Genomic DNA, 12,509 nt, shown 5'->3' on the forward strand with positions numbered 1-12,509 from the left:
GAGCGCATCTGACACATTACGCGGCACGCTCCCGAGGCGACAGAAGCATCCGGACAGGATCCTTCGCAGCGACCCGGGGAACAGATCATCATCGTCTACGACCATCGCAGATGGGCCCACTCCTGCAGTGTGCCGCGAAGCATCCGAGTAGGCCATAGGGTTCTCCGGAAATCAGCGCTCGAGGATGGTGCATCCACCTCTCAAGAACGCTGCCCCTCGATCTGTGCTTCGAGTGCTCGGATCCGTTCTCGGAGCGGCGTGAGTTGCTGTTCTATCTGCTCGAGGGTGAATCGTCGTGGGATGTGCTGGGGGCAGTTCCAGTCGTATGCGGTGACCGAGACGACAACAGCCGCTTCCATGACCGCGTCGTAGCGTGGGCTGCTGAGAGATGAGACGAGTGTCGGGTCATCCTCTGCCCGGACGACTCGCGCCATCCCGAACAGCTTCAGGCGCCGGCGCCTCGGGTAGTCGATGGCGATCATCGCGACGCGATGGTTCCCGGCGAGGTTGCCGGTGGAGACGTGCTGCAGGTTGCCCCTGTACTCGGGCCATGCGACGGTGTGCTCGTCGAGGACCGAAACGAATCCTGGCGGCCCTCCTCGGAACTGCACGTACGGCCAGCCGGTCTGGCTCACCGTCGACAGGTAGAACCCGTCGCGCTCCTCCAGAAAGGTCGCTTCTCGAGGGCCGAGCGGATCTGCGGCCGCGGTGTTGTGCGCTTGGCCAGCCATCCGGGTGTAGAACTCGGCGCTGCCGTAGTCCTCTTGCACTCGGCGGACATCGTCGGTGAACGCGATGCACCCGTACTGACGACTCATGGCTCGTCTCCCTCTGGTCGTGAACGCGGGTTTCTCGACGGCGGACTGCGCCTGTGTCCTGGTTCGCGCGTGGACTCCCGGAGTTCTGTCAGGGTGGTCACGCACCATCAGCCGACCACCGCCATGGCTTCCCGCACCAGGTCGATGACCTCAGCAGGGTGCGAGATCCCCACGACGTGGGATGCACCCGGGATCTGCACCGTTGACCTCGCGCCGGCGCGGTCGGCCATGGCCTGGTGCGCCCCGGCAGGGATGTTGCGATCCAATTCACCGAAGATGAAGTAGCTCGGGACGGACTGCCACAGGGCGTCGCCGCTCAGCTCGTCGTTCAGGCCGCCAGCCGTCACCGGTCGTTGTGTGACGGACATCGTCGCTGCCTGATCTTCCGGGAGGTCAGCGCAGAACTGGTGCCAGTACTTGTCCTGTTGGATGTACAGGTCGGTGCCTCCCGCTTGGAGAGGAACCTCGACCAGGGTGTCTGCGAGGGTGGATCCGGGCACGAGCGCCGATGCGGCCGCGGGACTCTCACCGGGTTGCAGGGCGAACCCGGCGACGTAGACCGCGCCGATGATGTCACCCGCTCCCGGGTCGACCGCGGTGAGCACGGCGCCGCCGTATGAGTGTCCGACGAGCAGAATGGGGCCGTCGAGCGTCCTGATGAGGTCGACCAGCGGTGCGGCGTCGATGGCGATGCCGCGGAGGGGGTTTGCGTAGGCGATGACTCGGTGGCCGTCGTCGCGAAGCGGTTCGATGACGCCGTTCCAGCTGTCGGAGTCGGCGAATGCCCCGTGGATGAGGATGACAGTGACCATGGTGGTTCCATTCGTTCGTGGGGTTCGGTCGAGGTTCTCAGGGTCGGGCACGCTCGCGGTGAGCCGTCCGCTAGGAAGGGTCCTCGAGGAATCGCAGTAGTTCCTGATTCACTTCCGCGGTGTGGGTGACGGGGTTGATGTGGGGTCCTCCCTCGATCTCGACGTAGCGGGCTGCCGGCAGCGCTTCATGGGCCCGGCGCCCTTGTCCGTCGATGGAGAGGATGCGATCGGCGGTTCCGTGCACGAGCAGGGTGGGTACGTCGAACCGCTCGAGGTCGGCGTGGAAGTCCTCCAGCCAGGTCTGCGGGCACGCCCACGTGGCGTAGGGGGATGCGTCGGCCCCGGTCGACCACATGAATCTCACGGTGTCTTCGCTGACGCGGGTGCCCTGATAGTCGTCGAGGTTGAGAAAGTTGCCCATCATCCCGGTCAGCCACGCGAATCGATCCTGGAGGATGGCTTGCTGCACGCCCTGGACGCCCGCCTCGTCAACGCCTTGGGGGTTGTCGGGACCCTGCGCGAAGGTCGGCGTCAGGCTCTCGATGAGGATGACGCTGCGCAGTCGGTCCGTACCGAATCGGCCGATATACCTCGCAACCTCACCGGTTCCCAGTGAGAACCCGACGAGAGTAGCGTCCTGGACGTCCAAGGTCCGGAGGAGGACCTCGACGTCTGCGCTCAACGTGTCGAAGTCGTATCCGGTGGTCGGAGCACTGGATCGCCCGAACCCTCGCCGGTCGACGCTGATGACGCGGTAGCCGGCGGCGAGGAGGGGATGCAGTTGCGGCTCCCACGACCGGGCGTCGAAGGGCCAGCCGGCGAGCAGCACGACCGGACGCCCGCTCCCGTGGTCGTCGTAGTACAACTCGATCGGCGTCGAGTTCTCTTCACCGACGGTGATGGTGCCCATGGCAGCTCCCTTGGTTGGTAGGTGATTTCTCACTGAGCGTCCACCTACGCCGGGTCTGTCGTCCTCCGGGCGTCCGGAGAATTCTTCCGGGAAACCCCACAATCGACTGATTCTGCGCGTCCCAGAATGGGCAGTCACCGAAGATCGTGCCGACAGCAAAGGCGGTTTCTCAATGTCTGACAACACCCACTCGGCCGACGATCTCGCACAGACCCTCAAACGGACCGAGATCCAACACGTCACATCGTCAATTCCGGGACGGGAGATCGTCCAGGTTCTCACAGAGATCCCGGCCGGCGTCGAATCGGGCTGGCACACGCATCCCGGGGAGGAGGTCGGCTACCTCCTCGCGGGACGGGTGCAGATGCGCATCAAAGACATGCCGACCCTCATCCTGGATGCGGGGGACGGGTTCCTCATCCCGCCCGGGACGCCGCACAACGCGCTGGACCTCGGCCCGGACACGGGGCGCATGCTCTCCTGCTACATCGTGGAGGTTGGTGCACCGGTCGCCTCCTTCGTCGACGACCCCACAACACCATGACAAGCGCGCTGGATGGTTTTGCGCTGCAGCGTGAGGTGACCGGGCCTCTCGACGTGTCCTACGTCGACATCGGTCCCCAGGACGGAGACCCGGTGATCCTCCTGCACGGGTGGCCGTACGACATCCACAGCTATGGCCCCGTCGCCTCACTCCTCGCCGACGAGCACCGGCGAATCATCATCCCCTACCTCCGAGGTCATGGTGGAACCTCGAGTCTCGAGGACGCAGGACGGTCCGGACAGCAGGCCGCCATCGGCGCCGACGTCATCGAGCTGATGGACGCGCTGGCCATTGACCGCGCCGTTCTGGCGGGATTCGACTGGGGTGGACGCGCGGCATGCGTCGCCGCTGCGCTCTGGCCCGAGCGCTGCGCAGGACTCGTATCCGTCACCGGCTACCTCATCCAGAACATCGTCGCGTCAGAGAAGCCACTCCCCCCGGAGATCGAGAACGGCTTGTGGTACTTCTGGTACTTCGCGACCGAACGCGGCCGAGCGGGACTCGAGGCGAACAGACGGGAGATCGCCCGGATCGTCTGGAGGCGGAACTCGCCCGAATGGGCCTTCACCGACGCAGACCTCGACCTTGCCGCTGCCGCGTTCGACAACCCCGCCTACGTCGATGTCGTCATCCACTCATACCGGCACCGGCTCGGTTTGGCTCCAGGTCACCAGCGTTACGTCGATCTGGAACGACGGCTGGCAACCACGCCTACCATCAGCGCACCGACGGTCACTTTGGATGGCGGCGCGGACGGGAATTTCCCCGCCACTGATGGTCGCGGATACGCACAGCACCTCACTGGCACCCACCGTCACCGCATCGTTGAGGGCGCGGGCCACAACTTGCCCCAGGAGAAGCCGGAAGCGTTCGCTGACGCGATTCTCGAGGCCGAGTCTCTGGCAAAGCGGGAACGGACGTGACTGGGCACGCGCCGACGAGGCGGACTACTCCGCGGATACCGCTGAACACTCTCGCCGTCAGCTTCGGGGTCACGGGCCTGGCGTCCCTGTGGTCGGCGATGACCGCCGTCCTCAACCTGTCCACCATCATCCCAGCGGTGTTGTGGGCAGTCGCGGGCGTCACGTGGGTCTGGCTCATCGCTGCACATCTCGTACGCGGGTCCCGAAGCGCCGAGACGCTTCTCTCTCAGCTCAAGCATCCCGCACAGGGCCCCATAGCGGCCATCGTGCCGACGGTGGGGATGCTGTTGGGAGCGGAGCTGTACCTGATCTGGCCGGCCGGCGGGTTCGTGCTTGCACTCATCGCATTTCTCGTCGCGGTGGTGTTCGCCGGGTGGATTCTCGCCTTCTGGCACACCGGTCACCTCAACCCGGAGGCCTTTCACGGCGCGTACCTGCTCCCAACAGTCGCGTCGCCCCTTGTTGCATCAGCGGTCGCGGCGAGACTCGGTTTCCCCTTCGTCGGTATGGGAGCCTTCGCCGTGGGGATCTTCTTCTGGGCTGTGCTGGTCACCGTTCTGCTGTCGCGGCTGGCGTTCTTCCCGCCGCTACCCGACCCACTCACACCCACCCTCGCGATCCTCCTCGCACCACCCGCCGTCGCAGGTGCGGCCTGGTTCGCGATGAACGGCGCCCACGAAGACGTCGTCTCCGTCAGCCTGCTCGGTCTGCTGGCGCTCATGGCGGTGTTGCAACTGTTTCTCATCCGCATCTACCGCCGCCTGCCGTTCTCGTTGGGCTGGTGGTCCTTCACATTCCCCGCCGCATCGGCCGCCGCGTACGCGATCGAATGGGCGGCGATGTCGGCGTTTTCCGGCTGGGAGGTCGTCGCGTTGGTCGTAGCCGCGGCCGTCACCGTGCTCATCATCACCATCGCCATCCGCTCCGTGCTTCTGGTCAGCTCTGTCCGGCGGGGTGTCCGGAGGGCTGAGCAGACCCTCCGCCGTGCGGACGAGGCAGCCCAACGGCCCGCGCGGACGAACCCCGCTCACCATGCGGAACCATCGCGGTCCGGTCAGTCATGATTCGGGAGACGAGGACACCGTGACCCCGGAGAACTCTCGTGCCTACCCCGACCTCAGCCGGGAGCAACTCGTCCGGATGAGACGGTACGGAGTTCGGCAATCCGTCACGGTGGGGGAACTCATCTATCAGGTCGGGAAGCCTGTGACCGACCTGGTGCTTGTCGATCGTGGAGCCATCGACATCTTCTCCGCGAGCACCGCCGATTCACCCGAGATGTTCATCACTCGGCACACGCAAGGTCGGTTCCTCGGTGAGCTGAGCCTCCTCACGGGCCAGTACTCCTACCTCATCGCCCGTGTCGCCGTCGCCGGGACCATCTACCGGATCCCGCCTGCCGGATTCCGCACGCTGATGGCCGAGGATGGCGAACTGTCCGAGATCCTCCTCGAGGCCTTCCAGGCCCGCCGCGAGCTGGTGAAAGGCGTGGCCTCGCACACGATGGAGATCCTCGGCATCCCCTCGTCCTCCGGTTCTCTGGCCCTGCGTGCGTTCGCCGAACGGTTCGACCTGCCCCATGTCTGGTTCGACAGCGGTTCTGTCGCCGGCCTCGCACTGATGCGAACGAACGGTGTCACGCGGGACCAGCTGCCCGTCGTCTTCGTACCGGGCGGCGCGCTCCACCGGGCGACCCCCGGCCGGCTCGCCGAGCGACTCGGGCTGTCCTATCGGCCACGCGACGACTCTGTGGACCTCGTCGTCGTCGGAGCCGGCCCGGCCGGCATGGCGGCCGCTGTCTACGGCGCCTCCGAAGGGCTGAAGACGGTGCTGCTGGATACCGTCAGCCCAGGAGGTCAGGCAGCCGCGAGTTCGCGTATCGAGAATTACCTCGGTTTCCCCGCCGGCATCAGCGGCACCGACCTCACCAGCAGAGCCTGCGTCCAAGCGCTGAAATTCGGTGCACGCATCTACGCCCCCTGCCGCGTCGTCGGCCTGGACATCGATCAGCCATTACCGTTCCTTCGAATGGAAGATGGCAGAGAGTTCGAGGCAGGAGCGGTCATCCTCGCCACCGGCGCCCGGTACAGCACCCTGCCCGTCCCAGGGTGGGCGCGGTTCGAACGGGCCGGTATCTTCTTCGGAGCCACGAAGCTGGAAGCGACGGCCTGCGCCGGCAGACCTGTCGTGGTCGTCGGAGGCGCGAATTCGGCAGGACAAGCCGCTGTGTTCCTGGCCAGCCACAACTGCCGAGTGGACGTCGTCATCCGAGGACCCGAGGTGAGTGCAGGCATGTCCAACTACCTTGTCGAGCGGCTTCTGTCCCACGACAGGATCCGGGTGCTCACATCCACCGAAGTCACCGCACTCGACGGGGGCGAGACGCTGCAGGAGGTGACGTTGACCAATAGCATCACTGGTCGAAGCCGACGGAAGGAGTACGGTGCACTGTTCTGTTTCATCGGCGCCGCGCCTGCAACGCAATGGCTCACCGGTATCGCGGTCGACAGCAATGGCTTCATCCTCACCGACGTCAACATCGATGCTGAGGCGTTTCGAGCCGCCACCTCGTCAGGGCGCGTTCCCCTGCCTTTCGAGACATCCGCTCCCGGCGTTTTCGCGGCAGGAGATGCGCGACGGGGGTCCATGAAGCGGGTGGCAGCCGCAGTCGGTGAGGGCGCCAGCGCCGTGTCGTCAGTCCACCAAGCCATCCATGCCAGAACGTGACTGGCGTGCCGGAAAAGGAGCAGGAGAATGAATGTGATCTCAGAACGCGACATCGACAGCGCCTATACGGAGCTCGGGCAGCTCGACCCGCGTTTCGCGCAGCTCAATGAGCAATTCGGGGCACCGGATCCGTTCCATTTCCCAGACGGTGGCCGCACCGCCGGCAGCAACTTCGCTGGCATGGTCATGCACATCCTCGCCCAGCAGATTGCGACTCGAGTCGCCCTCGTGCTCTACGACCGACTCGTCACCGCGACGGGTGGAACACCAACGCCCGAGACCGTGCTGCGGCTCGACGTTGATCAGCTCAAAGCCATCGGCACCTCCCACTCGAAGGCGACATACGTCCGATCCCTTGCCGAAGCCGTGAGCTCTGGACAGCTAGACATCGAGCAGCTGGACGGTGTCAGCGACGAAGAGGCCGAAGAGTCGCTGACCCGGGTGAAGGGAGTGGGGCCGTGGAGTGCCGAGATGTTCCTCATCCACCAACTCGGCAGAAGCGACATCCTGCCCGCCGGAGATCTCGGCATCCGTGCTGCCGTCCGGAACCTCGACTCCCTTCCGGAGGTTCCTTCCATCGACGACGTACGCGCCCGCGGTGAGGCGTGGAAGCCGTACCGGACATATGCCGCTGCGCTGCTGTGGCGGTCCCTTTCAGGGCCCGCGGATGCCGCCCCTGACCAGACCCGGGAGGCTTGACGTGGTCACCCGGATCGACGAACTCATCACAGCATGCCTGTACCGGGTGTTCGGCGAACGCGACGACACCAAGCGCTCTTCGGCCATCGCAGAAGTCTTCGCCGAGGACGCCGTCTTCTCCGACCCGCGTGGCGTCTTCGTCGGCCGCGACGCTGTGAACGACAGGGCGAGGATCCTTCTGGAGGAGGCGCCTCGGAACGGGACGTATCCCGGTATCAATCGATGGCGGCCTGGCTGATCTTCCAGAGCCGATCGGCGTTGTCTTCGTCGAGGGCGTAGTTCGCGACTTTCGTCGAGAAGATGGTCAGGTCCTCTGGGCGGTGATGGGTGACTTCGGCTTCCTGGTTGTCGTTGAAGTACCGCCCGCTGACGCCGTGAAGCAGTGGAGAGACGGCCAGCAGAACGGTCGTTGCAGCCCCCTGCTCCGCCGTCTTCTGCTGGTCATCGGGGGTGGCGAGCTTCCCGCCGACGTGGCGCTGCAGCGGGGTGGCGATCGCCCCCGGGTTCAGGGTGTTGACCGTGATGCCGTCGTCAGCCCACCGCCGTGACGCTCCGACGCCGAAGAGGATGACAGCCGTCTTGGACTGGCCGTAAGCCAGCCGTGGGTCGTATGGCCGGAAGCTGAAGTTGATGTCGTCGAAGACGACCGGCGAGAACAGGTGCGCGGAGGAGCTGACGGATACCACGCGTGCTCCGTTCGCGGCCGCCAACCAGCGGTGGAGGCCGTTGGCCAACACGAAGTGACCGAGGTGGTTGGTGGCGAACTGCGCCTCCCAGACCTGACTGAGGATCTTGTCCTGGATCGCCATCACCCCGGCGTTGTTGATGAGCAGGTGGAGTGGCTCGTCCCAGGCATCGACGAAGCGTCGAATGGACGCGTGGTCGGTGAGTTCGAGCTCGCGCACGTCGATGGTCTTGTTACCGCTCTCCTGGGAGATGCGTTGCATGACGTCCCGTCCCACGTCGGTGTTTCGCACGGCGACAGTGATGGTTGCGCCGCGCCGGGCGAGCGCCGTCGTGGTGGCGATCCCGATTCCGGAGGCACCACCCGTCACGATGATTCTCTTGCCTGTCAGATCGACTCCCTCGCTGACCTCATCGGCCGTCGAACGGGCATCGAACGGGGTCGTGATGCGTGCTGGCATGGCGGTGTCCCTTGTCTCTCGGTGGGAAGCGCATGACTTCGTGTCACCGGCCGCTGGTCGGCGCTGCCCGCTTGTGTTGGCTGTCGCCGGAGGCGGCGCCGTCGTCTCACATGAACGCGTTGCTCACGGTCCACGAGTCCTCGTACAGGTGCATCCGGGAGATCCTGCCGTCACGGACGAGGAAGTGCATGGCGACTGGGGTTTCGAAGGACCTCCCGGTGGCGGCGGATGCGTTCCCGGTGCCTTCCAATCACGGTGAGGCCAATGACTCCTTCGTGTGCGCTGGCTGGTGGCTTCTCAGCATCCGGTCTACCGGTCCGCGCCGTACTGGGGCAGACCGGACTTCATTTCCGGAGAACCCCCGGACGGCGATGGCGGCTTGCCGCACGTGGGGTCTGTCGGTGGGTGGTTTCACGCGGTCAGTTCGGCGATGCGGATGCGCAGGTCGCTGTTGATGGCTTCGAGTTCGATGACGCGGCGTGCGCCGACGAGGTTGTGTCCCTCAGCCAGGAGTTCGGCGACCCGGAGCAGGACTGCGATGTCGCTGTCGCTGTATCGCCGGGTACCGCCGCTGGTCCGGTCCGGGGTGAGGAGCCCCCTCCGCTCGTAGAGGCGCAGGGTCTGTTCACCGAGGCCCGCGAGCTCTGCCGCGACGGTGATCCCATAGACGCCGAGAGTGCTGGGTGCCGGGTCGGTCATCGTGCCGCCTTGAAAATCATCTGAAAACACACTTGCGCAACCTCACGTCGTGGAGTTATAAAATCTATATCGATCGACACAGATGTGTCGAGAGGGCACCTGACAAGTGAAATGGAGGAGATCAAGAAATGCTGTTGCAGCACGACCCGTTCCGAGAGCTCGACCGGCTCACCCAGCAGGTATTCGGAACTTCCGCCCGTCCGACCAGCATGCCGCTCGACGCCTGGCGCGATGGTGATGACTTCGTTGTCGAGCTCGATCTGCCCGGAATCGACCAGGACAAGTTGGACATCGATGTCGAGCGCAACGTGCTCACCATCCGTGCTGAGCGCTTCAGCCACATGCCCGACGCCGCCAACGCCGTGGCCGCAGAGCGCTCCTGGGGCGTGTTCAGCCGGCAGCTGGTGCTCGGCGACGCGCTCGACACGGGCAAGGTCGACGCGGATTACCAGGCCGGAGTCCTCCGCCTGCGTATCCCGATCGCCGAACAGGCGAAGCCCCGCAAGATCAGCATCACCCGACGCGAGGACTCACGACGAGAGGGAGCCAAGAGCATCGTGTCCTGATCGTCGGCCACCTCGACGAGGCATGAAGGAGGTGTGAAGCATGCGAGACCTGGTGGAGCTCGACGCGCGCGACTCGACCGAGCTGGACGACGAGGCGCTGTGGCTCCTGCTGGAGGAAAGGGAGTGGCTGGACGCCGAATTCGAGGCGATCATGCGCGCCTGCGGCATCGTCGACGGCGCAGCAGTCGCGATGTCGCCGCGTGCACTCGGGCCGTCGCAGGCGTGGACCGGCCGCGGTCTCTCGCAACGGGACGGCGAGTGGCGAAGTTCTCGTGTCTCCAACTCTGCCGGGATTCGGGTGCGATCACCCCCGATCCCGTGATCACGACGAGGTGCCCGGAGTCCCGCAGGCGGACTCCGGGCACGATGGAGTCAACACGTGCAGGGACCAAGCCGACTTCGTGGAGAGGTCTCGGCGAGGTGCACACGGGCGACCGATGACCCTCCCGACCGCATGTAAGGGTGACGCACCGCCACCTCCCGCGGGGCCTTCGACGTGCTCGCACTACGCGCGCGGTTGAGCTAACGCAAGCCCATTCCGCGCGAATTGATACGGGATTACCGTGAACACGAGGTCGCCGACGACATCCATCGATGAAATCGTGGCGACCCGTGAAGCGAGGAGTCGCTCGATGAAGAAGTCCCGTGGCATACATGTGACCGTCCTGTTCGCGCTGGCGTCATTGCTCGCGATGGGCACGCCTGTCAGCGCCGCGACCGCGGCGACCGACGGCGCGACCGACAGCACCGCATCCGCTCATGCAACGGCTGGCTCCGACCGGCGCGGGAGCGATCCAGGCGTGTACACGAACCCGCTCGCTCCCCAGGTGCCGGGCGACGGCGTCGTCGAGAGCTGCGCCGACCCGACCGTGCTGCGCGGGCAGCGTGCGGGCGATTCGTCGTGGTACCTCTACTGCACCACGGATCCGTTGAACGATGAAGACGTCGATACGCACGGCGACCCGGTGTTCCACCGAGTTCCCGTGATGACCTCGCAGAATCTCGTGGACTGGACGTACGTCGGGGACTCGTTCGACGCCGCCCCCAGTTGGGCTGAACCCGGTGCGGCGCTCTGGGCGCCGGAGGTCATCTATTCGAGCACCTTCGACCAGTACTACATGTTCGTGGTCGTCACGAACACCGCGAGCGCGGTGAGTGGTGTCGAGGGATGCGACAGCGACAGCGCTATCGGCGTCGCGACGAGCCCCGACCCGACCGGCCCGTGGACCTTCTCTGACACGCCCGTCGTCGCGCCGCGGCCGGGCGGTACCGGATGCGCCTTCCTGTGGACCTACGACCCCGACGTGCTCGGTGACACCATCGCCGATTCGGGCATCCTCTATTACGGCAGCTATTACGGCGGCATCTCGGGCGCCGCCCTCAGCCTCACGGCGGACGGGGCCATGGCCGACACGGACGCAGCCACTCTCGTCGCGATCGACAACAAGTACGAGGGTGCCAACGTCGTTCAGAAAGACGGCTACTACTACCTGTTCGCGTCAGCGACCAACTGCTGCAACGGTGCGCTGACGGGATACAGCGTCTTCGTCGGCCGCTCGACGGATCCGCTCGGACCATACGTCGACCGCGAGGGGGTTTCGCTCACGGCAGAGAACACTGGCGGCACTCCCTTCCTCACCATGAACGGCAATCGCTGGGTCGGAACCGGTCACAACACCGTGTTCCAGGATGCGCACGGCGACTGGTGGACGGTCTATCACGCGGTCGACCAGCAGGATCCCTTCTTCGCCTTCCAGACCGGATTCACCAAGCGCCCTGCCCTGCTCGACGCGATCGACTGGGTCGACGGATGGCCCACGGTGAATGGCGGAGCCGGCGCCTCGAATGACCGTGAGGCGGCCCCGGCTGCGCAGCCGGGTCAGGTGTCTCGGCATCGCTATCGCCCGGACGTGACGCAGGAGCCGAAGCGATCCCTTCCTCGATACTCCGACGAGTTCAACGGCACCACGATCGGCAGCGCGTGGGCCTGGCAGCGCGAGGACATCGCTCCGAAGGCGACTTCGGCCGATGGGGTGCTGCGGATTCCGATTCAGGCCGGTGACCTCTACGTCGACGCGAACAGCGCGGCGGTCCTCGTTCGCGATGCCCCAAGAGGTGACTTCGTGATCGACACCAGACTGCGCGTGGATGTGCCGGCGGGATGCTGCTTCAACTACGCGCAAGCGGGCATCCTCGCCTATGGGAGCGACGACGACTACGTGAAGCTCACGGAGAGCTCGATCTGGAACACCCGGCAGACCGAGTTCGCGAAGGAGATCAGCACAGCACCGGAGGGCTGGGCTCGTTACGGCAACACTGTCGTCGGCCCGCCCGGGGACGACTGGACCCATCTCCGGCTCGTCGTGCAGAAACTCACGGGCGCCGAGCGCCGGGACGCCGGCGAGGACACTCACGGCTTCACCGCCTACACGAGCCGTGACGGGCACGCGTGGGTGAAGGGCGCCACATGGACCCACTCTCTCGGTGACGACATGCGCATCGCCTTGGTCGCCTACGGGCTGCCGGACCCTGCCGCGAACCTCACAGCCGAGTTCGACTATGTGCGAGTCTCGACCGTCAAGGAGCGCAGACGCGGCTGAGACGGGCGTCAGTGCGACCCTGACGTGACGCGAGGGCAGGATGCAGGACAGGCGACGTGCCACGAT

General features: G+C 65.5%; 14 protein-coding genes. 9 read left to right on the forward strand and 5 right to left on the reverse strand.

Annotated elements, in window-relative coordinates:
* Nucleotides 1–200: 200 nt before the first annotated feature.
* The 3 genes from AADV74_RS00505 to AADV74_RS00515 form a co-directional block, all read right to left on the reverse strand.
* Nucleotides 201–926 (reverse strand): pyridoxamine 5'-phosphate oxidase family protein, encoded by a 726-nt coding sequence (locus AADV74_RS00505; RefSeq protein WP_342110744.1) that lies wholly within the window; start codon nucleotides 924–926, stop codon nucleotides 201–203.
* On the reverse strand, nucleotides 926–1,630 hold the full coding sequence (locus AADV74_RS00510) for an alpha/beta fold hydrolase (protein ID WP_342110746.1): 705 nt from the start codon (nucleotides 1,628–1,630) through the stop codon (nucleotides 926–928). The genes AADV74_RS00505 and AADV74_RS00510 overlap by 1 nt, the downstream gene beginning before the upstream one ends.
* 70 nt (nucleotides 1,631–1,700) lie before the next feature.
* Complete coding sequence (locus AADV74_RS00515) at nucleotides 1,701–2,540, reverse strand: alpha/beta fold hydrolase (protein WP_342110749.1); 840 nt, start codon at nucleotides 2,538–2,540, stop codon at nucleotides 1,701–1,703.
* A 172-nt stretch (nucleotides 2,541–2,712) separates the two neighbouring features.
* On the opposite strand from AADV74_RS00515, the gene AADV74_RS00520 reads away from it, so the two are divergent.
* From AADV74_RS00520 to AADV74_RS00545, 6 genes are all read left to right on the forward strand, one after another.
* Nucleotides 2,713–3,084, forward strand: a complete 372-nt coding sequence (locus tag AADV74_RS00520) for a cupin domain-containing protein (RefSeq protein WP_342110751.1) — start codon at nucleotides 2,713–2,715, stop codon at nucleotides 3,082–3,084.
* Nucleotides 3,081–4,007 (forward strand): alpha/beta fold hydrolase, encoded by a 927-nt coding sequence (locus AADV74_RS00525; protein WP_342110753.1) that lies wholly within the window; start codon nucleotides 3,081–3,083, stop codon nucleotides 4,005–4,007. The genes AADV74_RS00520 and AADV74_RS00525 overlap by 4 nt, the downstream gene beginning before the upstream one ends.
* Nucleotides 4,004–5,071, forward strand: a complete 1,068-nt coding sequence (locus AADV74_RS00530) for an SLAC1 family transporter (protein ID WP_342110755.1) — start codon at nucleotides 4,004–4,006, stop codon at nucleotides 5,069–5,071. Before AADV74_RS00525 ends, AADV74_RS00530 begins: the two co-directional genes overlap by 4 nt.
* A gap of 19 nt (nucleotides 5,072–5,090) precedes the next feature.
* On the forward strand, nucleotides 5,091–6,734 hold the full coding sequence (locus AADV74_RS00535; protein WP_342110757.1) for an FAD-dependent oxidoreductase: 1,644 nt from the start codon (nucleotides 5,091–5,093) through the stop codon (nucleotides 6,732–6,734).
* Nucleotides 6,735–6,920: 186 nt separating this feature from the next.
* Nucleotides 6,921–7,433: a DNA-3-methyladenine glycosylase family protein gene (locus AADV74_RS00540; RefSeq protein ID WP_342110759.1), complete on the forward strand. Its 513-nt coding sequence runs from the start codon at nucleotides 6,921–6,923 to the stop codon at nucleotides 7,431–7,433.
* 1 nt (nucleotide 7,434) lies between these two features.
* The gene (locus AADV74_RS00545; RefSeq protein ID WP_342110761.1) at nucleotides 7,435–7,671 is read left to right on the forward strand and encodes a nuclear transport factor 2 family protein; all 237 of its coding nucleotides are present in this window, start codon (nucleotides 7,435–7,437) and stop codon (nucleotides 7,669–7,671) included.
* Here the strand turns inward: AADV74_RS00545 and AADV74_RS00550 are convergent.
* Together AADV74_RS00550 and AADV74_RS00555 are read right to left on the reverse strand one after the other, a co-directional pair.
* Nucleotides 7,649–8,578: an SDR family NAD(P)-dependent oxidoreductase gene (locus tag AADV74_RS00550; protein WP_342110763.1), complete on the reverse strand. Its 930-nt coding sequence runs from the start codon at nucleotides 8,576–8,578 to the stop codon at nucleotides 7,649–7,651. The genes AADV74_RS00545 and AADV74_RS00550 overlap by 23 nt on opposite strands.
* A gap of 411 nt (nucleotides 8,579–8,989) precedes the next feature.
* On the reverse strand, nucleotides 8,990–9,277 hold the full coding sequence (locus AADV74_RS00555) for a MerR family transcriptional regulator (RefSeq protein ID WP_342110765.1): 288 nt from the start codon (nucleotides 9,275–9,277) through the stop codon (nucleotides 8,990–8,992).
* A 128-nt stretch (nucleotides 9,278–9,405) separates the two neighbouring features.
* On the opposite strand from AADV74_RS00555, the gene AADV74_RS00560 reads away from it, so the two are divergent.
* From AADV74_RS00560 to AADV74_RS00570, 3 genes are all read left to right on the forward strand, one after another.
* On the forward strand, nucleotides 9,406–9,843 hold the full coding sequence (locus tag AADV74_RS00560) for an Hsp20/alpha crystallin family protein (RefSeq protein WP_342110767.1): 438 nt from the start codon (nucleotides 9,406–9,408) through the stop codon (nucleotides 9,841–9,843).
* Nucleotides 9,844–9,895: 52 nt separating this feature from the next.
* Nucleotides 9,896–10,165 (forward strand): hypothetical protein, encoded by a 270-nt coding sequence (locus tag AADV74_RS00565; RefSeq protein ID WP_342110769.1) that lies wholly within the window; start codon nucleotides 9,896–9,898, stop codon nucleotides 10,163–10,165.
* Between the two features lie 310 nt (nucleotides 10,166–10,475).
* A complete protein-coding gene (locus AADV74_RS00570) occupies nucleotides 10,476–12,443 on the forward strand; it encodes a family 43 glycosylhydrolase (RefSeq protein WP_342110771.1) in 1,968 nt (655 codons plus the stop codon).
* Nucleotides 12,444–12,509: the final 66 nt, after the last annotated feature.

Origin of the sequence: Leifsonia stereocauli (genome assembly GCF_038432415.1) — a bacterium.
Classification (GTDB): Bacteria; Actinomycetota; Actinomycetes; order Actinomycetales; family Microbacteriaceae; genus Orlajensenia; species Orlajensenia stereocauli.